Raw genomic sequence first — 21422 nt, 5'->3', positions numbered from 1 at the left:
GGCTGAAACACCCTGCCGTTGCGCTTGCTTGATGTAGCGCAAGGTTTGTTATGCATGTGTTAACAAAAGAAACCGTCTGAACATTTTCAGACGGCCTTTGTGCACACCTTATGATTTCATTGCTGATGCCCACCAAAAAACGAGCCGCGTTGGTTTGCTTGGTAAGCGTGCTTTTCGAATGAATGCAATTCACCCGAGCCCACATCATGTCGTCTGAAACATTCAAACCAGCTTGCCGCAGCGCACCGCTTTATGCTACCTTTTTCAGCCTACGCATCCACAAAGAAAACCCATGAACCCCACCGCAAACCTGTTGCAGCTGCTCGGCTGCCGCCTGCCCGTGATTCAAGCGCCGATGGCCGGCGTGCAAGGTAGCCGGCTCGCTCTTGCCGCCTGCCGCGCCGGCGCACTCGGCTCGTTGCCGGCCGCCATGCTCACACCCGAAAAACTCTGCGCCGAGCTCGATGCCCTTCAAGCCGGCACTGATCAGCCTTACAACGTCAACTTTTTTGCCCACCGCCAGCCCGCGCCCGATGCGGCGCAACAAGCGCGCTGGTTGCAGGCATTGATGCCGTTTTACCGCGAATTCGGCCTCAGCGAACACGATATCGCCACCGGCGGCGGCCGACAGCCATTTAGCCGCGAGCAGGCCGATATCGTGGCAGCCTACCGCATTCCCGTGGTGAGCTTTCATTTCGGCCTGCCCGAACCTCAGCTGCTCGAGCAGGTGAAAGCCGCCGGCAGCGTGGTGATGTCCAGCGCCACCACCGTGGCCGAAGCGCGCTGGCTCGAAGAGCATGGTGCCGACATCATCATCGCCCAAGGCCTCGAAGCCGGCGGCCACCGCGGCATGTTTCTCAACCGCGATTTAAACACCCAAGCGGGCACATTCAGCCTGCTGCCGCAAATTTGCGCCGCCGTGCGCGTGCCGGTGGTGGCCACCGGCGGCGTCAGCAACGCCGCCACCGCGCACGCCGCGCGCCAATTGGGCGCCGCCGGCATCCAAATCGGCACCGCGCTGATGCTCGCCGACGAAGCCGACACCTCCGCCCTGCACCGCGCCGCCCTGCAAAGCCCGCGCGCCGAACACACTGCGCTCACCAATCTTTTCAGCGGCGGCTATGCGCGCGGCATCGTCAACCGCTTTATGCGCGAAGCCGGCCCCATCAGCGCCGCCGCCCCGCCCTTTCCGCTGGCCCAAGCCGCTTCAGCGCCATTGAAAGCCGCCGCCGAAGCGCAAGGCTCGGATGAATTTTCATCGTTGTGGGCCGGCCAAAACGCCCCCTTGGCACAAAGCGGCAGCACAGCCAACATTATTGAGCAGCTCGCAGCAGGCTTTGCCGCGCCATAAACCAAACCGACTCAAACCGCACCGCACCCGACTATTGCCGCACTATTCCTCCCGCCGCCACATTGACAATAACAGGCGCTTTCGTTATAGTTCGCGATTCGGTTACGCGCCCATCGTCTAGAGGCCTAGGACACTGCCCTTTCACGGCGGCAACCGGGGTTCGAATCCCCGTGGGCGTGCCAACTTGCCAAACGCTTTTTACGCTGTGTAAAAAGCGTTTTTGCTTATGCAAGTTGCTGTTTCAAACGGCCATGTTCTTCACTTTGGCGCTATAATCCTACTGTTTTATCTTGAAAAGAGACGCATCATGCCGCATGTTTTGGTTTTGCAACACCCTGATATTGCTTCTTGCGATTTGTCTGATTTCCCCAAGCTTGTCCCTTATTCCGAGCGCGTGGTGCGCATTGATGTGCCGGCAGGATTTGTGCTACCCGAGGCAGCCAAGGCCATTTTGGCACGCCAGCAGATTGATTATGCGCTCTTGCCCGACCAATCGTTTGCCGATTTGGGGTTGATTGTGAGCGATATGGATTCCACGCTGATTACCATTGAATGTGTGGATGAAATTGCCGCCGGCGTGGGCTTGAAAGCGGAAGTGGCCGAGATTACCGAGCGTTCGATGCGCGGCGAATTGGATTTCGAACAGTCGCTGCGCCAGCGCGTGGCTTTGCTCAAAGGTTTGCCTGAAGAGGTGTTGCAGAATGTGTATGACAACGTGCTTTCACTCTCACCCGGCGCGGAATATCTGCTGGCCGAATGCAAGCGCCATGATGTGAAATTTATGTTGGTGTCGGGCGGTTTCACCTTTTTCACCGAACGTTTGCAGCAGCAATTGGGGCTGGATTATGCGTTTGCCAATGTGTTGGAAATCGAAGGCGGCGTGCTCACCGGCCGCTTGACAGGCCGCATTATCGATGCCCAAGCCAAGGCCGATTTATTGCTGCAACACCGCCACATGCTGGGCTTGCAGCCGCAGCAAGTGCTGGCCATGGGCGATGGTGCCAACGATATTCCGATGTTGCGCGCCGCCGGCATAGGCGTGGCTTATCGCGCCAAACCCAAGACGCAGGCTGCGGCCGATGTGTGCATTCAGTTTGGCGGGCTGGAAGCCGTGCGCGGCTGCTTTCGCTGAGCATCGGCGGATTAAATCAAACCTTATCAAACAGGCCGTCTGAAGCTTCAGACGGCCTGTTTTGGTGCATTCAAACCAATCACAGCAAACCTTGCTGCTTGAGCGCGGCCTGCACACCGGCATCGGCTTCTATGCGCTCGAAAAAGCCCGGCAATGCGCTCATGCCGCTCAAATCGAGCTTGAGCGCATATGCCCAGCGCAAAATCACATACAGATACACATCGGCAATGGTGCGTTCGCCGGTCAGATAATCTTGCGCGGCCAGCGCACGGTCGGTGCGCGCCAGCAGCGTGAGCGCTTGTGCGGTGGCAGCCTGGCGCACGGCGTTTTGCACGCTTTCATCTTCGGAAAAACGCGCCGCGCCGAAAATCAGGCTGAAGGCTTTGTGCAAATCGGCGTTTAAAAATGCCAGCCATTCGCGGGCGCGAGCCACGGCGCGGGCATCGCCGCTGCCGTAGAGCTTGGCCTGCGGATAAACATCGTTCAGGTAATCGAGAATCGCCACGTTTTGCGTGAGCGTCCAGCTGCCTTCTTGCAGCAGCGGCACTTGGCCGTTGGGGTTGAGGGCAAGATATTCGGGCGATTTGATGATGGTGTGGTCGACGGCTTGTGCGTCAAAATCCACACCGATCCATTCCAGCGCGGTGTGCGGCACCAACGAGCAGGCGCCGGGCAGGTAATAGAGTTTCAACATGGCGGTATCCTTTATTCAAGTATTCAAGCAGACAAACATGGTATCAGACGGCCTGCTTATCGTGTTATCAAGCAAGCCCCATTGAATGCTGTTCAGAAGCAAAACAGGCCGTCTGAATCGCTTTCAGACGGCCTCTGCTTTTTTCATAGCCCGAAATCGGGCTTATTCATCTTCATCTTCGCTGCGGATTACCAGCAGCGGCAGATGGCTTTGGCGCATCACGGTTTCGGCAAAGCTGCCCATCAGCAAATGCATCAGGCCGGTGCGGCCGTGGGTGCCGAGCACAAGCAGATTGGCGCCTTGCTCATCGGCATAATCCACCAGCTCTTGCGCCATTTCGCGTGCGCCTTTGTTGGCCACCAGCAAATGCTTCTGCACATCGGCCACGCCTAAGTCTTGCGCGGTTTTCACGGCAAAATCCAGCACTTCGTTGCCCTGCGCCACGGCGGCGGCTTCATAGCTTTCGTGTTGCAGAAATTCCGGCGCCAGCGCCATATATTCGGCGGGATTGGCCACGTTCACCAGCGTAAGCTTGGCGTTGATTGCGCTGGCCAGATCGGCGGCGTGTTTGAGGGCATTGAGCGCAGTGGCGCTGCCGTCTACCGCAACAACTAAATGTTTGTACATATTTTTCTCCTTATTGCTTGAATCAGAATGGGCGGCGGCTGCCGGCCTGTGTGGTGAAAGTGGGATTCGTTTCAGGCTTGCAGTATAATACGCGTTGGCCGATTTGCCACCCTTTTTTCATTTAATTTTGATTTATCACAAGGCTTGTTATGTCTGCACCTGTTTGCGCCCCCGGCCGCCGCTTCGGCGGCATCGCCCGTTTATATGGCAACGAAGCTTTGGCACGTTTTGCCGCGGCGCATGTGTGCGTGGTGGGCGTGGGCGGCGTGGGCTCGTGGGCTGTGGAAGCGCTGGCGCGCTCGGGCATCGGCCGTCTTACGCTGATTGATTTGGACAATATTGCCGAATCGAATGTCAACCGCCAGTTGCACGCGCTCACCGATGATTTCGGCAAGGCCAAAGTGGCGGCGCTGCACGAGCGCATTGTGCAGATCAACCCGGCTTGCGAAGTGGTGGAAATCGAAGATTTTGTGAGCGAAGAAAACCTGCCGGCGCTTTTCAGACGGCCTTTTGATTTTGTGATAGACGCCATCGACCAAGTGCGCGTGAAAGCGGCGATGGCCGATTATTTTGTGCGCCACAAGCAGCCTTTTGTGCTCAGCGGCGGCGCGGGCGGCCAGAAAAATCCGGCGCTGATTCAAAGCGCCGATTTGAGCCGCGTCACCCACGACCCTTTATTGGCCAACCTGCGCTACACCTTGCGCAAGCGCTATGGTTTCCCGCGCGACACCCAAGCGAAAATGCGCGTGCCCTGCGTGTATTCCACCGAAAACATCACCCCGCCGCAAGCCGGCGAGGCCTGCGAAACCGATGCCGCGCCGCAAGGTTTGTCGTGCGCAGGCTACGGCGCCAGCATGCTGGTAACGGCTTCATTCGGCCTGCATTGTGCGCAAGCGGCCATCGATCATATCGGCGGCCGGCCATGAGCACCGCTGTCGAGCGTGCCGAAATCAGGCCGTCTGAACACGCATTGGCGTGGGTGTTCGGCCAGCCCGTTACCGATATGCCGCAAGATTTGTTTATCCCGCCCGATGCCTTGAAAGTGGTGTTACACAGCTTTCAGGGGCCGCTGGATTTGCTTTTGTATCTCATCCGCAAGCAAAACATCGATGTGCTCGATATTCCGATGATGAAAATCACCGAGCAATATCTGCACTACATCGCACAGATGGACACGCACCAATTCGATCTTGCCGCCGAATATCTTTTGATGGCGGCGGTGCTCATCGAAATCAAATCGCGGCTGTTGCTGCCGCAGCCTGAAAATATCGAAGAAGACGAAGCCGCCGACCCGCGCGCCGAATTGGTGCGCCGCCTCTTGGCTTATGAGCAGATGAAGCGCGCCGCCGCCGGCCTCGATGCGCTGCCGCGCGCCGGCCGCGATTTCGCCTGGGCTTATCTGCCGCTGGAAATCGCCGTGGAAGCGCGCCTGCCCGATGTGCAGATTGCCGACCTCAGCCAAGCCTGGCTGGCGATTTTATCGCGCGCCAAACACACCCGCAGCCACGAAGTGGTGCGCGAAGCGCTATCGGTGCGCGCGCAGATGAGCGCCATTTTGCGCCGCCTGCGCGAGGGCGGCTGCCTGTTTCACCAATTATTCCGCCCCGAACAAGGCGTGGCTTTGGTGGTGGTGAACTTTATCGCGCTTTTGGAATTGGCCAAAGAAGGCTTGGTGCGCATCACCCAAGCCGAGGGCTTTGCCGAAATCGAAATCCACAGCCAAGACGGCGGCGCAGCGTGGCCGCTTTCAGACGGCACCGAAGCCGAAACCGAATCGCATCCAATCTGAAAATAAGGTAACGAAGCAACGCTTTCGCTTATTTTCGGTTGGCGATAAAAATAAGCCCGAGGCCGTCTGAAAGCTTTCAGACGGCCTCGGGCAACAACAAAACAACAATCTGCAAAGGAGCAGCCATGCCGCAAAATCCGGCCGTTTACCGGCATTTATCCGACCACTATCTGAGCCTGCCGCATTGCCGCGCCATCGATTTGCAGGCCGTGTGCACCGAACACGACCAACCCGTACTCAGCGTGGCCAACCGCGCCGACTTGGCCGGCCGAGGCTCTGAGGGCACCATACACGGCGGTGTAATCACCGCGCTGGTGGACGTGGCCTCTGCCAGCGCCGTGGCCGCGCACCTGCCCGATTACGAAGTGCTTGCCACACTCGATATGCGCATCGACTATATGCACCCCGCCCTCACCGACCGCGCCGTGCAGGCCAAATCCACCTGCTACCGCTTGGCCGGCCAAGTGGCGTTTGTGCGCACGCTGTGTTATCAGGAAGGCCAAAGCGATCCCGTGGCGCTGGGCACCGCCACCTTTATGCGCACGCCGCTGGAAAATGCTGAAAAGCAGCAGCTGGCCGCCTTTTTGGCGCAACAGCAAAACAGCCCCGCGCCGTTTCCCCCGCCATCTGCCACCGGTGCCCATTTTCATGCCGATGCCGAACTCATTGCAAAGAGCGCCACCCTGATGCCTTATGCCGCCTTTATCGGCCTGCAAACCGGCACCGACGCCGCCGGCCGCCTTTATGCCCTGCCTTACCGGCCCGATTTAATCGGCAATATATTCCTGCCCGCGCTGCACGGCGGCCTGATCGGCGGCTTTATGGAAAGCTGCGCCGCGCTTTATTTATACGAGCAAGCCGAGCTTAGCGAATTGCCGAAAATGATTGATTTCTCGCTCGACTATCTGCGCTCGGCCAAAGCCGACACCGCCTACGCCCGCTGCATTCTCACCCGCCAAGGCAGCCGCATCACCAACATCGCCGTCGAAGCTTGGCAGGCCGACGAAAGCAAACCTTTTGCCGTGGCACGCTGCCATTTCCAAATGCCGTAATCAAGTAAATCAAGAGGCCGTCTGAAACCTTTCAGACGGCCTCTTGATTAAACCTTGCCTTTTGGTCATATCGCATACCCAAACAAGCCGAAACATGGTTTAATAGCCCATCACCAACCGACAAGAATCATTCTCATCATGTCGCACACGCCCATTATCCATTCCCTGCTCGACACCGATTTATACAAATTCACCATGCTGCAAGTGGTGCTGCACCAATTTCCACAAGCGCACGGCGTGTATGAATTCCGCTGCCGCAACAACGATGAAACCGTTTACCCGCTGGCCGACATCAAAGAAGAGCTCGAACGCGAGCTGGATGCTTTGTGCGAATTGAAGTTGGCGCAGGATGAATTGGCCTATCTGCGCAAAATGCGCTTTATCAAAAGCGATTTTGTGGATTATTTGGAATTGTTCCAGCTCAAGCGCCGCTTTATCAAAGTGCACACCGATGAGCACGGCCGCCTCAATATCAAAGTAGAAGGCCCGATTATTCAGGCGATGTTTTTTGAGATTTTCACGCTGGCAATTGTAAACGAGCTTTATTTCCGCCGCCTCGAAACCCCCGAAGTGCTCAAAGAAGGCCGCCGCCGCCTTGAGGCCAAAGTGGCGCTGCTCGAAGCGCTCGACAGCCGCCAAGACCCGCGCGAGCCGCCTTTTCTGATTTCCGATTTCGGCACCCGCCGCCGCTACACGCTGGCCTGGCAGGAGCATGTGGTGAAAACCCTGCACGAAGCCGTGCCCGATATTTTCCGCGGCACCAGCAATGTTTATCTGGCCAAAAAGCTCGGCATCACCCCCATCGGCACCATGGCGCACGAATTTTTGCAGGCTTTTCAGGCGCTGGATGTGCGCTTGCGCGATTTCCAAAAAGCCGCGCTCGAAGCCTGGGTGCACGAATACCGCGGCGACTTGGGCATCGCGCTCACCGATGTGGTGGGCATGGATGCTTTCTTGCGCGATTTCGACCTTTATTTCGCCAAACTCTTCGACGGCTTGCGCCACGACAGCGGCGACCCTTATGCCTGGGGCGACAAAGCCTACCGCCACTACAAAAAGCTGAAAATCGACAGCCGCACCAAAATGCTCACTTTCAGCGACAGCCTCACCATCGAAAAATCATGGGGCTTGCACGAATATTTCAAAAGCCGCTTCAAAACCAGCTTCGGCATCGGCACCAACCTCACCAACGACATGGGCCACACCCCGCTCAACATCGTGTTGAAACTCGTGGAATGCAACGGCCAATCAGTGGCCAAGCTCTCCGACAGCCCCGGCAAAACCATGACCGACAACGACACCTTCTTGGCTTATCTGCGCCAAGTATTTGAAATCCCGGCGCCGAAAACCGAATAATATCTGCTTGTTATCCAAACTTTTTATCCAAACCAAACAGGCCGTCTGAAACCTTTCAGACGGCCTGTTTTCAATCTGCCAATCCTTACCAACCCGACGGCAGCAAGCTCATTTTCGCCAACACGGCATACACCGCGCTCGAGCTGTAGAGCAGGAAAATGGTGAGATAAATCAGCGGGTGCGTCATCCAGGCCGGGCAATGCCATTCGGGCGTTTTATTGCCGGTGCGGCGTGCGCCGCGCACAATCAGATAAGGCACGATGCTCAGCACCACGCCGCTGAACACGCCCACGAAATAAAGCGCATCCACAAAGCCCACCAAGCCGCTGTAAGCCAAGATAAAGGGCGGTATCACCACCAACGCCACCACGCCTAAGCGCACGTTCATTTTGCTGTCGATGGGCAGGCTGAAGCGGTCGGCGATATTGCTCAAAAAGCTGCCGCCTATGCCCCAATAAGAAGTGAGCATCGCGCACAAGGCAAAGCTGTTGGCCATGAAAAACGCCCAGCTACCCAGCGCCGTGCCCCAGCTAATGGTGGCCACTTGGCTGATGTGGTCGAGGCCGTTGAGCGAAATCACCGACAAAGGCACCAACGCAATCAGCGCAAAAGTCACAAACATGCCGGTAATGATGGCACGCGGCAGCTTTTTGGGCGCATGCGACAAGCCGCGCGCCATTTCCGGCACGATATATTGGGCGCAATAAATAAACACCACCAAGTTAAACACCGGCACCATATAAAGCCAGTTGCCATCGAGCAAATGGCTGAAATCGGTGGTGGGAAACACCAAAGTTGCGCCAATCAGCACGGCGAGCATGGCAATCATCAGCGAGGTAATCACTTTTTCACTGCGCCCCAGCGCTTTCAGGCCCAGCACCAGAATCAGCGCGGCCGGAATAAAAAACAACACGCTGCCCAAACGCCGATCGATGCCGAAAAGCGCGTGCATCAAATCGCCGCTGCCGCTCATATAGGCAATCAGCGCGCCCAGCGCATTCACCGTCACCGATGCAAACATCAGCCACGAGCCGAAGCCGCCCACATAGCGGCGTGCCAGGCCGCTGAGCTGCTCGTGCTGGCGGGTGCGCAACGTGGCCTCGGCCACATAAAGCATGGTGATGGTGGTGATGATGCCCACCACCACCAGCCAAAACAGCAAAGGCAGATAGCCCGCTTTTCGCGCCGCATACGACACCGACAAAATGCCCGCGCCGATATTGGTGCCCACAATCATAAACACCCCTTCGGCAAAGGTGATTTTTTCTGCTTTTAATACGTCTGACATCTTATTGCTCCTTTATCTTGCTGATGATTTATCTTGCTGATGAAATCCCAACGTTTTCTTGTTATATCCGTTTGTTTTCAAGGCCGTCTGAAAATGCAGAATACAAACAGCCCCGCGTGTTGCATCAACAGCGCAACACACTGATTTATATTAAAAGTTAAAATTCCGGTAAATGCTGTCGCGCCAACATGCAGTCTTGTTCAGACGGCCTGTTTCAAATGAAAAGAATACCGGACTAAAGACAGGCGCTTATCACGCCCGATAGATTTTCAGACGGCCTCAAGCTTTTATTGCATAGCCATAAAGGCCGTCTGAACCAACATCAAATCAGCCCACATCCAAACACATATATTTCATCTCCAGATATTCTTCCACGCCGTATTTGCTGCCCTCGCGCCCCAAGCCGCTGAGCTTCACGCCGCCGAAAGGTGCTACTTCGTTGCTGATTAAGCCGGTGTTGATGCCCACCATGCCGTATTCCAGCGCTTCGGCCACGCGCCATTGGCGGGCGGCATCTTGGGTGTAGAAATAGCTGGCCAAGCCGAATTCGGTGTTGTTTGCCGCTGCCACCGCTTCTGCTTCGCTGTGAAACTTAAACACGGGGCACAAAGGGCCGAAGGTTTCATCGTGCGCCACCAGCATTTGGGCGGTGACATCACGCAGCACCGTGGGCTCGAAAAAAGTGCCGCCCAAGCTGCTTCGCTGTCCGCCGGCGATGCAGCTTGCGCCTTTGGCCAACGCATCGGCAATATGTGCTTCCACTTTTTGCACCGCTTTTTCTTCAATCAGCGGCCCTTGGTTCACACCTTCGTCCAGGCCGTTGCCCAGCTTGAACGCGGCCACTTTTTCGGCCAGGCGCGCGCAAAACGCTTCATACACGCCCGCCTGCACATACACGCGGTTGCTGCACACACAGGTTTGGCCGCTGTTGCGGAATTTGCTTGCCAGCGCGCCTTCCACCGCTTTATCCAAATCGGCATCGTCAAACACGATAAAGGGCGCGTTGCCCCCCAATTCGAGGCTGAGCTTTTTGATTTGGTCGGCACCGTTGCGGAAAATCTTGATGCCCACTTCGGTAGAACCGGTGAAGCTGATTTTGCGGATAATCGGGTTTTGCGCAAACACATCGCTGATTTCGGCGGCGCTGCCGTTGACAATCACAAACAAGTCTTCAGGAATGCCCGCTTCATAAGCCAGCACGGCTTGCGCATAAGCGCTCAGCGGCGTTTGGCTGGCCGGCTTCACCAACATGGCGCAGCCCACCGCCAGCGCCGGCGCGGCTTTGCGGGTGATCATGGCGGCGGGGAAATTCCACGGCGTGATGGCGGCGGTAACGCCCACCGGCTGCTTGATTACCAGCATTTTCTGCGAAGGTTTCACGCTGGTGAGGATATCGCCGTCGATGCGGCGCGCTTCTTCGGCAAACCAGCGGATAAAGCCTGCGGCATAATCGATTTCACCGCGCGATTCGGTGAGGCTTTTGCCCTGCTCCATGGTCATGATGCGGGCGAGGTTTTCTTTGTTTTCCTTCAGCAACCGATACCAGTTCCACAAAATATCGGCCCGCTCCAGCGCGGTTTGCGCCGCCCACGCTTTTTGCGCGGCAGCGGCGCGGCCGATCAACTCGTTGAGCGCTGCGGCCGAGGTTTTGCGCACAAACGCCACCGTGCCGCCTGTGGCTGGGTTGGTTACTTCTATGCCGTCTGAAAGCGCTTCAAACGACACATCGGCATGATTCAATAATTGCTCTATGCTTTTCATGGCTTCTGCCTTTTTAAAATGAATTTGAGGCCGTCTGAATCAAACTTGGCGCGCTTGTTCGATGGCTTTTTCCAACACCGCCAAGCCTTGCTCGAACAGCTCATCTTCAATGGTGAGCGGGTATAAAAAGCGGATCACATTGCCGTGCGCGCCACAAGTGAGCAGCAGCAGGTTGTTTTGCATGGCGATCTTCTGCACCTTGGCGGCAAATTCACCGTTGGGCGCTTCATCATCGCCGAATTCCGCCGCCACCATCGAGCCCAGCCCGCGCACTTCGCTGATTTCGGGCGCATTCAGATTGCGCAGAAAATCGGTGAGCCGCGCGCCCAAAGCTTGCGAGCGCTCGAGCAGCTTTTCTTCTTCAATCACATCCAGCACCGCCATCGCCGCCGCCACGCCCAGCGGGTTGCCGGCATAAGTGCCGCCGAGGCCGCCTTTGCGCGGCGCATCCATGATTTCCGCCTTGCCGGCCACGCCGCTCAACACAAAGCCGCCGGCCATGCTTTTGGCCATGGTGATGATGTCGGGCTGCACATCATAGTGCTCCATCGCAAACAATTTGCCGGTGCGGCCGAAGCCGGCCTGCACTTCGTCGGCAATCATCACAATGCCGTGTTCATCGCAAATTTCGCGCACCGCACGCATAAATTCGGGCGGGCACACATTAAAGCCGCCCTCGCCCTGCACCGGCTCCAGAATAATCGCCGCAACATCGGTGGGCAGAATATCGCTTTTGAAAATGCGTTTGATGCTTTTCACCGCATCGGCCACGCTGATGTTTTGCGTGTCGGCCGGATAAAGCGCGTGAAACACACCGGCCGGCATGGCGCCGAAATCGGCTTGATAAGGCAGCACCTTGCCGGTAAGTGCCAGCGTCATCATGGTGCGGCCGTGAAAAGCACCGCCAAAGGCAATCACGCCGTTGCGGCGCGTGGCCGAGCGGGCGATTTTCACCGCGTTTTCCACCGCCTCTGCGCCGCTGGAGAAGAATTGGCTTTTCACTTTGCCGCCAATCGGCACCAGCTTATTGATGCGCTCGGCCAGCAACACATAGCTTTCATACGGCACCACCTGAAAAGCGGTGTGGGTGAATTTTTCCAATTGCGCCGCCACAGCAGCAGCCACTTTCGGGTGGCGGTGGCCGGTGTTCAACACACCGATGCCGCCGGCAAAATCAATGATCTTGCGGCCGTCGGCGGCGGTGATGGTGGCATTTTCGGCACTTTGGGCAAACCAGTCGCACATCACGCTGGCGCCGTTGGGCAGAGCCTCACGCATACGGGTAATCAAATCGCTCATGGCACTTCCTTTCAATCGGGTCAATCGGAATAAACGCAGCGCACAAGGTAAAGGTTTGTACACCGCATGAAATATTAACGCAGATTCAGTACAATATCTAAATCAGCTTATTGTTCGATATATTGAACAACAATTTCAAATACTGAACAAATGTAACCCCATCTTATAAAAATAGTCAATAAAAATGTCTGAAAAATCTGCCTCCACCGTGCCCGCCCTTGATAAAGCGGTGCGCATTCTCGATTTGCTTGCCCGTGAAGCCACACCTTTGAGCGGCGCGGAAATCGCCAAATTGCTTGATTTGCCGCGCAGCTCGGTGCACGGCCTCATCGGCAGCCTGCTGGCCGCCGGCCTGTTGCGCAAAGCCGACGAGCGCCATTTTGTGCTGGGTGCGCATGTGATGTATTGGGCCAACGGCTTTTTGGCACAGCAAGATATTGTGGCCGAATTTCACGAAGCCATCGCCCGCCTGCCCGAGCTTGATCCCTACACGCTCACGCTCTCCACCCTCAGCAACGACCAAGTGGTGTATTTGGCCTGCCGCAACAGCCAATCGCCGCTGGGCTTCACTTTCCGCATCGGCATGCAGCTGCCGGCGGTGTTTACCGCCACCGGCAAAATGATGCTGAGCGCCTTGAGCGCGGCCGAAGTGCAGGCGCTGCTGCCGCAATTTCCGCCGCCCTACACCGAGCGCAGCGTGCAAAGCCACACTGAGCTGGCCGACGAGCTGGCCGGCTGCCGCCGCCAAGGCTATGCACTCGACGATGGCCAGCTGCGCCGCGGCATGCACTGCTTCGGCACGGCGGTGTTTGACCACGCAGGGCAGGCGCGCTTCGGCGTGGCGGCCAGCCTGATTGAAGCGGAAGCCGATGAAAAAACCCGCCAACATTTGGTGGACGGGTTGAAAAAGCTGGCCGCGCAGCTCACACGCACCTTGGGCGGCCAGTTGCCGGCATAGCAATGCTTGGCTGCCGCACTACTTTCGGCTAAGTGCCACGGCAGCCCGATGCGCTTATAATCGCTCATCCGGCGCAAACCTTATGCCGCCCTTGCCATTTGACGCCGCCTCAATAAGGCTTTATAACCACACCTTCATTCAGGCCGTCTGAACTTTTGATTTGCACAATATGAAAAAACTCTTTTACTTTTTGGCCGCTTTTTTCGCGCTGGCCGGCAGCGCCCACGCCATTGACGCATCGAAGCTCTTGCCGGCCGAGCAGGCTTTTGTGCCGCAGGTTAACGCCACCGAGCAAGGCATCAACGTGCAGTTTGCCATTGCCGATGGTTATTATATGTATCAATCGAAAATGCTGGCCGACACCGCTCCTGCCGGGCTGCTTGCCGCGCCGCAATTCAGCCCCGGCGAAATGAAAGAAGACGAATTTTTCGGCAGACAAACGGTTTACCATCAAGCCGCGCAAATCAACTGGGCTTATCGGCAGCCTGCGCCGCCGCCCTACACGCTCACGCTGAGCTACCAAGGCTGCGCCGATGTGGGCGTGTGCTATCCGCCGGTGGAAACCACGTTTGATATCGACGGCAACGGCCTCTATCAAGCGCCGGATGCAGCACCCGCCAGCGCCAAAGAGCGTTTTTTGCAGCCTGCTCCGGCATCGCGCCCGACCGACGGCGCACCTGAGAGCAGCCGCTTCAAGCTTTCATGGGATACGCTCAACGCCAATTTATTGGCGTTTTTTCTCGCGGGCTTGGGGCTGAGCTTCACCGCCTGTATGTATCCGCTGATTCCGATTGTGTCGAGCATTGTGGTGGGCGACAAAGCCGCTTCCAAAGGGCGCGCATTTGCGCTCTCGATGGTGTATGTGCAGGGGCTGGCGCTCACTTACACTTTGGTCGGCGTGATAGCCGGCCTCACCGGCGCGCTGCTCACCGTGTGGCTGCAACAGCCGTGGGTGGTGCTGGCGGCCGCTGCGTTGATGGTCGTGCTTGCGCTCTCGATGTTCGGCCTCTTCAGCATCCAGCTGCCCGCCGCCGTGCAAAGCTATTTCCAAAACCAAAGCAATAAATTGAGCGGCGGCAAAATCGCCTCGGTGTTTGTGATGGGCATGCTCTCGGCGCTGATTATCGGCCCTTGCGTGGCGCCTCCTTTGGCTTTTGCATTGGGCTATATCGGCCAAACCGGCGATGCCGCGCTCGGCGGCTTGGCGCTTTATGCCTTGGCGCTCGGCACCGGCCTGCCGCTGATTATCATCGGCACCTTCGGCGGCCATATTCTGCCCAAAGCCGGTGTGTGGATGAACGGCATCAAATATGCTTTCGGCTTTGTGCTCTTGGCGGTGGCGGTGTATTTGGCCACGCCTTTTCTGCCCTATTTGCTGGTGGTGGCACTCTACACGCTGCTGATGCTGCTGCCCGCCGGCCTGTTGCTTGCTCAAGCGCCGAAAATGGCCGGCCGCTTGAAAAACGTGTGCCTCTTTTTGGGCACGGCGCTGCTGCTGGGCGGCGCATGGTTTGCCTGGCAGAGCAGCCAACAGCAAACCACCACGCTGCACCGCTTTCTCACCCTCACGCCGCCGGCCGCGATGGCCGAAGCCGACAGCCATGGCCATGTCTACACCGATGTGGGCGAATTGAAAGCCGCCATGCAGGCCGCTTTGGCGGCAGACCCAAGCCGGCCGGTGCTGCTCGATTTTTATGCCGACTGGTGCATTTCGTGCAAAGAAATGGCCGCCTACACGCTCAACCAGCCCGAAGTGCATGATGCGGTGGACATGAACCGCTTCTTCCAAATCGACGTCACCGCCAACACGCCCGAACAACAAGCCTTGCTAAAAGAATACGGCCTGTTCGGCCCGCCCGGCGTGTTTGTGCTGCATGCCGACGGCCGCCGCAGCGAAGCGCTGCTGGGCTTTGTGAAACCGGCCGCGTTTGTTGAATGGTATCGGCAAAACGCGCAATAAAAGCAGCAAACAATAAGGCCGTCTGAAAGCATTTTCAGACGGCCTTATCAACAAAAAATCAAACTAAAACTCAAACTCCATCTGCTCGGGCAATTCCACCCGCGCCTGCCCCCGCTCCCACGCCAGCCGCTGGATTTTCTGGCGGCGCAAGCCCACCAGTCGCAGCACTTGCTGCTTTTGCACATCGTTCATCTTCAGCCAATACAAGCGCTCTTCGCGGCTGCGCAGGCAGCCTTTGCAATAGCCCTTGCTGTTGGCTGCACACACGCCGATGCAGGGGCTGGGGATGCTGAAAAATTCCAGTTGCTCCATAAGCTTGGCAGTATCATTGAGTGAGGCGGCTATTGTGTGCCGCAAACCTTTTTTATTTCAAGCGGATATTGTTTGAGGCCGTCTGAAAGTGGTGCTCAACCCAACGACACCATTTCAATCTGTTCCATGCTGCGGCCGAGAAAGCGCTCGCCTATGGTGCGGAAACGCAGCGGAATATCGCTCACATAAAAGCGGTAATCCGCGCTGCCGTTGCCGCTGTTGAGCAAATCGGCCGCGGCCAAAGCCTGCGCCGCCGCCTCGGCGGTGGTGAGCGCCGAATCCACCAGCGTGATGCCGGGCGCTTCTGCTTTCAGCAAAGGCTTGAGCAGCGGATAATGCGTACAGCCGAGCACCAAGGTGTCGATATCGTCGGCCAACAAGGGCTTGAGGTATTCGCGCGCGGTGAGGCGGGTAACTTCGTGATCGAGCCAGCCCTCTTCCACCAGCGGCACCAGCAGCGGGCAGGCCTGCGATTGCACACGCACATCGGGGTTGCGGCTGTGGATGGCGCGGGCATAAGCATTGCTGTTTACCGTGGTGCTGGTGGCCATCACGCCGATATGGTTGGTGCGCGTGGTGGCAAGCGCCGCTTCGGCGCCGGCGGTGATCACGTCGAGCACCGGCATATTGCCCGCCATCGCGCGCACTTTCTGGCCGGCCACGGCGGCAATGGTGTTGCAGGCAATCACCAGCGCCTTCACATCGTTTTGCAGCAGAAATTCAACGATTTGGGCGGTAAAGGTTTCAATGGTGGCGCGCGATTTCACACCGTAAGGCACACGGGCGGTGTCGCCGAAATACACGATATTTTCCATCGGCAGCCGCTCCATCAGCGCGCGCACATTGGTGAGACCGCCCACCCCCGAATCGAACACGCCGATAGGGCGTTGTTTGTTGTTGCTCATATTGTTGACTTTATCCAAAACCATTAAAGGCCGTCTGAACTTTTTCAGACGGCATCGTTATTATTTCCATTCAAAAAAACAGGCCGCCTCAATAATGCCGTCTGAATGCTTTTAAACGAATATCCGGCGATTGTACACCGATTCCCGCCTTGCAAACGTTTCTACCGCCTGAAACTTTAATCAAATTTAGCAATCAATGAGGTTTGCAAAGCCTTTGAATTAAAGCATAATCGGCATTTATTGTTTTTTCAGGTGATGCATGAGCCCGAGCGCGCCTTTTTTCCGCTTTTTGCCCGATGAAGAAGCCACCCTGCAATGGGGCGGCAGCTGGGCGGCCACGCTCTCTGCGCCGCTGGTGGTTTATCTGCAAGGCGATTTGGGTGCCGGCAAAACCACCTTCACACGCGGCCTGTTGCGCGGCCTAGGCTACGACGGCGCGGTAAAAAGCCCCACTTATGCCATTGTGGAATCTTACCCGCTGCCCGCATTCACCCTGCACCATTTCGATCTTTACCGATTCACCGCCCCCGAAGAATGGGACGATGCCGGCTTAGACGATTTGGCCGACGGGCACAGCATCTGCCTGATTGAATGGCCGCAGCTGGGCGAGGGCTTTGCGCCGCTGCCCGATATCGACATCCACCTGGGCCACACCGAAACCGGCCGCCGCGCCACCTTGAATGCCCACACTGAAACCGGTCAGAAAAGTTTAGAAGCATGGTTCAAAAATTAACCCGCCGTCAAATTGTCCGCAGCGCCGCCACCGGCCTGCTTTTCACCGTCACCCCGCTGGCCGCGCTGGCCAAGGCCGCCGCCGCACCGCAATTCGTGGCCGTGCGCATCTGGCCTGCCAGCGCCTACACCCGCATCACCCTTGAAGCCTCGAGCGCGATGAAATACAAACATTTCACGCTCGACAACCCCGCCCGACTGGTGGTGGATATCGAGGGTGCCACGCTCAATAATGTGCTGCAAACCATCAGCAGCAAAGTGCAGCAAAACGATCCCTATATCGCCAACATCCGCGTGGGCCAAAATACCGCCACCACCGTGCGCGTGGTGATTGATCTGAAGCAGGCGGTGAATCCACAAGTGTTTACGCTCGCGCCGGTGGCCAATTTCCGCAACCGCCTGGTGGTGGATCTTTACCCCTCCAGCGCCACGGCCTTGGCGGCAGAAGCCAACGACCCGCTGATGGCGCTGCTCAACGATTATTCCCAAGGCCGCATCCGCAGCGACGGCACCGGCAGCGGCAGCGTGCCGCCGGTGAAAGAGCGCCAGCCCGCCATTATCGACACCCCGCCGCCCACCAGCCCGCGCGGCAGCAGCCGCAAGCCGATTATCGTGCTCGACCCCGGCCACGGCGGTGAAGACCCGGGCGCCATCGGCCCCAGCGGCCTGCGCGAAAAAGACGTGGTGCTCGCCATCGCCCGCGAAACCAAAAAACGCCTCGATGCCATGGGCTACCGCACATACATGACCCGCAACGAAGATGTGTTTATCCCCCTGGGCGTGCGCGTGGCCAAAGCCCGCAGCCTCAAAGCCGATTTATTTGTGTCGATACACGCCGATGCCTTCACCAGCCCAAGCGCGCGCGGCACCGGCGTGTATGCGCTCAGCACCAAAGGCGCCAGCAGCGCCGCCGCCCGCTTTTTGGCGCAAACGCAAAACAGCGCCGACTTAATCGGCGGCGTGCAAAAAGTGGGCAATAAAAATGTGGACAACGCCATTCTCGACATGACCCAAACCGCCACCATCAAAGACAGCCTCGTGCTCGGCCGCCGCGTGCTCGACGAATTGGGCAAGCTCAACAAGCTGCACAAAGGCCATGTGGATCAAGCCAACTTTGCCGTGTTGCGCGCGCCGGATATTCCGTCGATTTTGGTGGAAACCGCCTTTTTGTCCAACCCCACCGAAGAGAGGCTTTTGGCCAGTAGCTCATTCCGCCAACAAAGTGCGGCAGCCATTGCCCAAGGTGTGCGCAATTATCTCAACACCGCCGTGCTCGCGCGCCGCTGATGGATTTTGTATAGGTGCTTGGATAATGGGAAAGGCCGTCTGAAAGCGTTTTCAGACGGCCTTTCCCATATCATGCAATGATGGTCTTTGAATAGGCAATGGGTATATGAAATACAAGAAAAAGTGACACAAAACTACACTTTGCAACGGCGTAGGTTGGGTTGATAAACCCAACCTTTCAGACGGCTTGTGGATTTGTTGGGTTTGCAACCCAACCTACCCGCGTATCACTTTTTTATGCATTTCACTATAGAAGGCCGTCTGAACGCGTTTTCAGACGGCCATGTTGTTTCATGCAGCTGTTTTCTATCATGAGGCGGTTGCCGGTTGCAGCGCCATCCCGCCGCGAGCATCAGGCTTTGCCCTGCATATTGTGGTGCTCAATCTCAAAGCCTTGCTGTTTGTAAGCCTTGAAGCGCTCGCGTGCTTCGGCCAATTCTTCCAAGCTGCTGCCGACGATTTCCAGCACCCGCGCCGGCGGTCGGGCGGCATCGCACCAAAATTCGGGCGACACGTTGAGCACCACCCAATCGGTCGGCACGGCGGGCAAATCGGCGCCCGCACCCAAAAGCAGCGGCACATCTTGCGGCCACTCGCCACCCTGCCACATTTCATGCGCCAAAAAGCCGGCCGGCTCAAAGCGCCACAATTCGGCATCGAGCCGCTCGGCGGCAGCGGCGCCCTCTGCCCACACCAACACGCGGCCGCTTTGCACGGCGCGTTGCGCCAGGCGGCAGATAAAGGCTTCAGCGTGGCTGACATGGGTGTAAAACGTGGCTTTGGGCATGGTTTTTCTCAAAATAAGCAGCGGCAGGACTCAGCTGATTTGGCATTGCGGCGGCAGTTTTTCGTTCATCAGGGCGCGGTAGTCGAAGCGCTCGCCTTCGGTGAAAAAACGGCCGTCGCCCACCGAATGGATTTTCGACTTGCGGTTTTCGGCCTCATTCACACCGGCGGACACAGGGCGCAGAATCACGATGCCGTGCTGCTCGATATCGTCCACCACGCGGCATTCGATATAGGCGGCGCAGCCTTTGATGATGGCGCAATCCACTTGTTTGGCTTCTTCACGCGCCAGGCCGAAGCGGTCGAATTTATCCACTTGCGCGCCGCTCACGGTGCCGATGGCGATGGTGTCGGCCATGCGCTCGGCGGTGGGCACATGCAGCACGCATTGTTTGTTTTTCAGCATGGCGCGGGCGGAATGGTTCCAGCGGCCAGTCATGATGGCGATGTTGCAGCAGCCGCTGTCGTCGTCAAAGCCCAGCGGCATCAGCAATGAGAGGGTGAACACATTGTCTTTGCCTTGGTCGCGCGTGGTAATCAACACCACCGGCGAGGGCTCGACAAGGGTAAACGCCAAGTTGAGGTTAAGCGTTTGATACATAAATCATCCTTATGGTTTGTGAAAGCATGGCTCAGGATGTGTGAGGACTTGATATTTTGTTATAGGCAAAAGGCCGTCTGAAGCCGCTTTCAGACGGCCTTTCCTTCTTTTTATACGTTGCGCAGATAATTGAGCAACAAAGGCACGGGGCGGCCGGTGGCGCCTTTTTCTTTGCCCGATTTCCAGGCGGTGCCGGCGATATCGAGGTGCGCCCACGGGTAATCTTCGGTGAAGTTGGCTAAAAACATGGCCGCGGTGATGGTGCCTGCGCCGGGCGTGCCGATATTGGGCAGGTCGGCAAAGTTGGATTTGAGCTGCTCTTTATAAGTGTCAAACAGCGGCAGCTGCCAGGCTTTGTCGTTTACTTCCAGCGAAGCGGCGAGCAAATCGTCGACCAGCGCCTGATTGTTGCCCATCAGGCCGCTCACATCGTGGCCGAGCGCCACAATGCAGGCGCCGGTGAGCGTGGCCACATCAATCACGGCTTTGGGCTTGAATTGCTCGGCATAGGTGAGCGCGTCGCACAAAATCAGGCGGCCTTCGGCATCGGTGTTGAGCACTTCGATGGTGAGCCCTTTCATGCTGGTCACCACATCGCCGGGCTTGTTGGCCACGCCGCTGGGCATGTTTTCGCAAGTGGGCACAATGGCAATCAGATTAATCGGCAATTGCAGCTTCACGGCGGCGCAAAAAGTGCCGATTACGCTTGCCGCGCCGCACATGTCGAATTTCATTTCATCCATATTCAGGCCGGGCTTGAGCGAGATGCCGCCGCTGTCGAAGGTGATGCCTTTGCCCACCAGCACGGTGGGCGCTTCGTTTTTATCGGCCGCGCCGAAATAGCTCAATTCCACCAGATAAGGCTTTTGCCTGCTGCCTTTGGCCACCGACCAAAATGAGCCCATATTGGCTTTGATATAATCTTTGCCGCGGATTTTCACTTTGGCGCCGAGCTTTTTGGCTTCGGCCTTGGCGGTGTCGGCCAAAAATTCGGGTGTGCATTCGTTGGGCGCGGCGTTGCCCAAATCTTTGGCGATGTTCATGCCGTAGGTTTGCGCTTCGGCCACGGCCAGCGCGGCGGCCAAGTTGCTATCGGGGTGGTAAAACTCGGCTTGCTGCAATTTGGCCGGCTTGGCTTCTTTTTTATAGCGCTCGAAACGGTAAACCGCCTCGCCCAACGCCAACGCCAACACTTCGGCCACACGCGGCGCTTCCACCCCGTCAAACGCGCTCACGTCGATTTTTACATTTTCTTGCTTTTGCGCCCAGGCGGCGGCTTCTTTGGCGGCTTTTTCCAGCGTGGCGCGTTCTTCGTCTTTCACGCGCAGCACCGCTACCGCCTGCAAGCCGCCTTGGTGCGCGATTTGGGTGCAGGCAAAGCTTTGCCCCTCTTCCAGCGCTGCGCACAATAATTGGGCGGCCTCATGCGCACTGTGTTGTGCACACGGGCAGGCATCGCTGCACACATAAAGCAACGCGCCCGCGCTGCCCGGCTGCAATTTTTCGGCTTTTGTGCTAAATTCCACGTTCAT

At 57.4% G+C, this 21422-nt stretch carries 20 protein-coding genes and 1 tRNA gene; 11 read left to right on the top strand and 10 right to left on the bottom strand.

Going from position 1 to position 21422, the window contains the following annotated elements; translation table 11 throughout:
• Window positions 1-292: 292 nt before the first annotated feature.
• From LVJ78_RS04450 to serB, 3 genes are all read left to right on the top strand, one after another.
• Entirely contained in the window at window positions 293-1351 is a 1059-nt protein-coding gene (locus tag LVJ78_RS04450; protein WP_132953779.1) for an NAD(P)H-dependent flavin oxidoreductase, read from the top strand.
• A 106-nt stretch (window positions 1352-1457) separates the two neighbouring features.
• Window positions 1458-1533: transfer RNA gene (locus LVJ78_RS04445), tRNA-Glu, on the top strand.
• A gap of 125 nt (window positions 1534-1658) precedes the next feature.
• On the top strand, window positions 1659-2483 hold the full coding sequence (serB, locus tag LVJ78_RS04440; RefSeq protein WP_132953780.1) for a phosphoserine phosphatase SerB: 825 nt from the start codon (window positions 1659-1661) through the stop codon (window positions 2481-2483).
• Window positions 2484-2562: 79 nt separating this feature from the next.
• Here the strand turns inward: serB and LVJ78_RS04435 are convergent, their stop codons facing one another.
• Together LVJ78_RS04435 and LVJ78_RS04430 are read right to left on the bottom strand one after the other, a co-directional pair.
• Window positions 2563-3177: a glutathione binding-like protein gene (locus LVJ78_RS04435; RefSeq protein WP_207894297.1), complete on the bottom strand. Its 615-nt coding sequence runs from the start codon at window positions 3175-3177 to the stop codon at window positions 2563-2565.
• Between the two features lie 162 nt (window positions 3178-3339).
• A complete protein-coding gene (locus tag LVJ78_RS04430) occupies window positions 3340-3804 on the bottom strand; it encodes a universal stress protein (RefSeq protein WP_132953781.1) in 465 nt (154 codons plus the stop codon).
• 149 nt (window positions 3805-3953) lie between these two features.
• On the opposite strand from LVJ78_RS04430, the gene LVJ78_RS04425 reads away from it, so the two are divergent.
• The 4 genes from LVJ78_RS04425 to pncB all read left to right on the top strand — a co-directional run bounded on the left by LVJ78_RS04425 (window position 3954) and on the right by pncB (window position 8001).
• Window positions 3954-4730: a tRNA threonylcarbamoyladenosine dehydratase gene (locus tag LVJ78_RS04425; RefSeq protein WP_132953782.1), complete on the top strand. Its 777-nt coding sequence runs from the start codon at window positions 3954-3956 to the stop codon at window positions 4728-4730.
• Window positions 4727-5593, top strand: coding sequence for a segregation and condensation protein A (locus LVJ78_RS04420; protein WP_132953783.1), 867 nt, complete (start codon window positions 4727-4729; stop codon window positions 5591-5593). Before LVJ78_RS04425 ends, LVJ78_RS04420 begins: the two co-directional genes overlap by 4 nt.
• 125 nt (window positions 5594-5718) lie before the next feature.
• Window positions 5719-6645, top strand: coding sequence for a PaaI family thioesterase (locus LVJ78_RS04415; protein WP_243650343.1), 927 nt, complete (start codon window positions 5719-5721; stop codon window positions 6643-6645).
• Window positions 6646-6783: 138 nt separating this feature from the next.
• Window positions 6784-8001 (top strand): nicotinate phosphoribosyltransferase, encoded by a 1218-nt coding sequence (pncB, locus tag LVJ78_RS04410; RefSeq protein WP_132953784.1) that lies wholly within the window; start codon window positions 6784-6786, stop codon window positions 7999-8001.
• Between the two features lie 85 nt (window positions 8002-8086).
• On the opposite strand, the gene LVJ78_RS04405 is transcribed toward pncB, so the two are convergent.
• The 3 genes from LVJ78_RS04405 to gabT all read right to left on the bottom strand — a co-directional run bounded on the left by LVJ78_RS04405 (window position 8087) and on the right by gabT (window position 12349).
• Window positions 8087-9289 carry an aromatic amino acid transport family protein gene (locus LVJ78_RS04405; RefSeq protein ID WP_132953785.1) on the bottom strand — a complete coding sequence of 401 codons (1203 nt, stop codon included), beginning with the start codon at window positions 9287-9289 and terminating at the stop codon, window positions 8087-8089.
• A gap of 327 nt (window positions 9290-9616) precedes the next feature.
• Complete coding sequence (locus tag LVJ78_RS04400) at window positions 9617-11050, bottom strand: NAD-dependent succinate-semialdehyde dehydrogenase (RefSeq protein WP_132953786.1); 1434 nt, start codon at window positions 11048-11050, stop codon at window positions 9617-9619.
• Window positions 11051-11089: 39 nt separating this feature from the next.
• Complete coding sequence (gabT, locus tag LVJ78_RS04395; protein ID WP_132953787.1) at window positions 11090-12349, bottom strand: 4-aminobutyrate--2-oxoglutarate transaminase; 1260 nt, start codon at window positions 12347-12349, stop codon at window positions 11090-11092.
• A 184-nt stretch (window positions 12350-12533) separates the two neighbouring features.
• On the opposite strand from gabT, the gene LVJ78_RS04390 reads away from it, so the two are divergent.
• The gene (locus LVJ78_RS04390; RefSeq protein ID WP_132953788.1) at window positions 12534-13307 is read left to right on the top strand and encodes an IclR family transcriptional regulator; all 774 of its coding nucleotides are present in this window, start codon (window positions 12534-12536) and stop codon (window positions 13305-13307) included.
• Window positions 13308-13476: 169 nt separating this feature from the next.
• Window positions 13477-15267, top strand: a complete 1791-nt coding sequence (gene dsbD, locus LVJ78_RS04385; protein ID WP_132953789.1) for a protein-disulfide reductase DsbD — start codon at window positions 13477-13479, stop codon at window positions 15265-15267.
• Between the two features lie 63 nt (window positions 15268-15330).
• Here the strand turns inward: dsbD and LVJ78_RS04380 are convergent, their stop codons facing one another.
• Together LVJ78_RS04380 and murI are read right to left on the bottom strand one after the other, a co-directional pair.
• Window positions 15331-15579 carry a DUF1289 domain-containing protein gene (locus LVJ78_RS04380; RefSeq protein ID WP_132953790.1) on the bottom strand — a complete coding sequence of 83 codons (249 nt, stop codon included), beginning with the start codon at window positions 15577-15579 and terminating at the stop codon, window positions 15331-15333.
• Between the two features lie 95 nt (window positions 15580-15674).
• Entirely contained in the window at window positions 15675-16484 is an 810-nt protein-coding gene (gene murI / locus LVJ78_RS04375) for a glutamate racemase (RefSeq protein ID WP_132953791.1), read from the bottom strand.
• 259 nt (window positions 16485-16743) lie between these two features.
• Here murI and tsaE point away from each other — a divergent pair, with 259 nt between their 5' ends.
• Window positions 16744-17217: a tRNA (adenosine(37)-N6)-threonylcarbamoyltransferase complex ATPase subunit type 1 TsaE gene (gene tsaE / locus LVJ78_RS04370; protein ID WP_132953792.1), complete on the top strand. Its 474-nt coding sequence runs from the start codon at window positions 16744-16746 to the stop codon at window positions 17215-17217.
• Complete coding sequence (locus LVJ78_RS04365; RefSeq protein ID WP_132953793.1) at window positions 17202-18503, top strand: N-acetylmuramoyl-L-alanine amidase; 1302 nt, start codon at window positions 17202-17204, stop codon at window positions 18501-18503. The genes tsaE and LVJ78_RS04365 overlap by 16 nt, the downstream gene beginning before the upstream one ends.
• A gap of 352 nt (window positions 18504-18855) precedes the next feature.
• Here LVJ78_RS04365 and LVJ78_RS04360 read toward each other — a convergent pair whose 3' ends face one another.
• From LVJ78_RS04360 to LVJ78_RS04350, 3 genes are all read right to left on the bottom strand, one after another.
• On the bottom strand, window positions 18856-19290 hold the full coding sequence (locus LVJ78_RS04360) for a DNA polymerase III subunit chi (protein ID WP_132953794.1): 435 nt from the start codon (window positions 19288-19290) through the stop codon (window positions 18856-18858).
• Between the two features lie 30 nt (window positions 19291-19320).
• The gene (locus tag LVJ78_RS04355; protein ID WP_132953795.1) at window positions 19321-19890 is read right to left on the bottom strand and encodes a flavin reductase family protein; all 570 of its coding nucleotides are present in this window, start codon (window positions 19888-19890) and stop codon (window positions 19321-19323) included.
• Window positions 19891-20000: 110 nt separating this feature from the next.
• Entirely contained in the window at window positions 20001-21416 is a 1416-nt protein-coding gene (locus LVJ78_RS04350) for a leucyl aminopeptidase (protein ID WP_132953796.1), read from the bottom strand.
• Window positions 21417-21422 lie beyond the last annotated feature (6 nt).

Origin of the sequence: Uruburuella suis (assembly GCF_022870845.1) — a bacterium.
GTDB classification, from domain to species: Bacteria; Pseudomonadota; Gammaproteobacteria; order Burkholderiales; family Neisseriaceae; genus Neisseria; species Neisseria suis.
The sequence above is the reverse complement of the archived record's forward strand: the minus strand, read 5'-3'. Positions and strand labels throughout refer to the sequence as shown.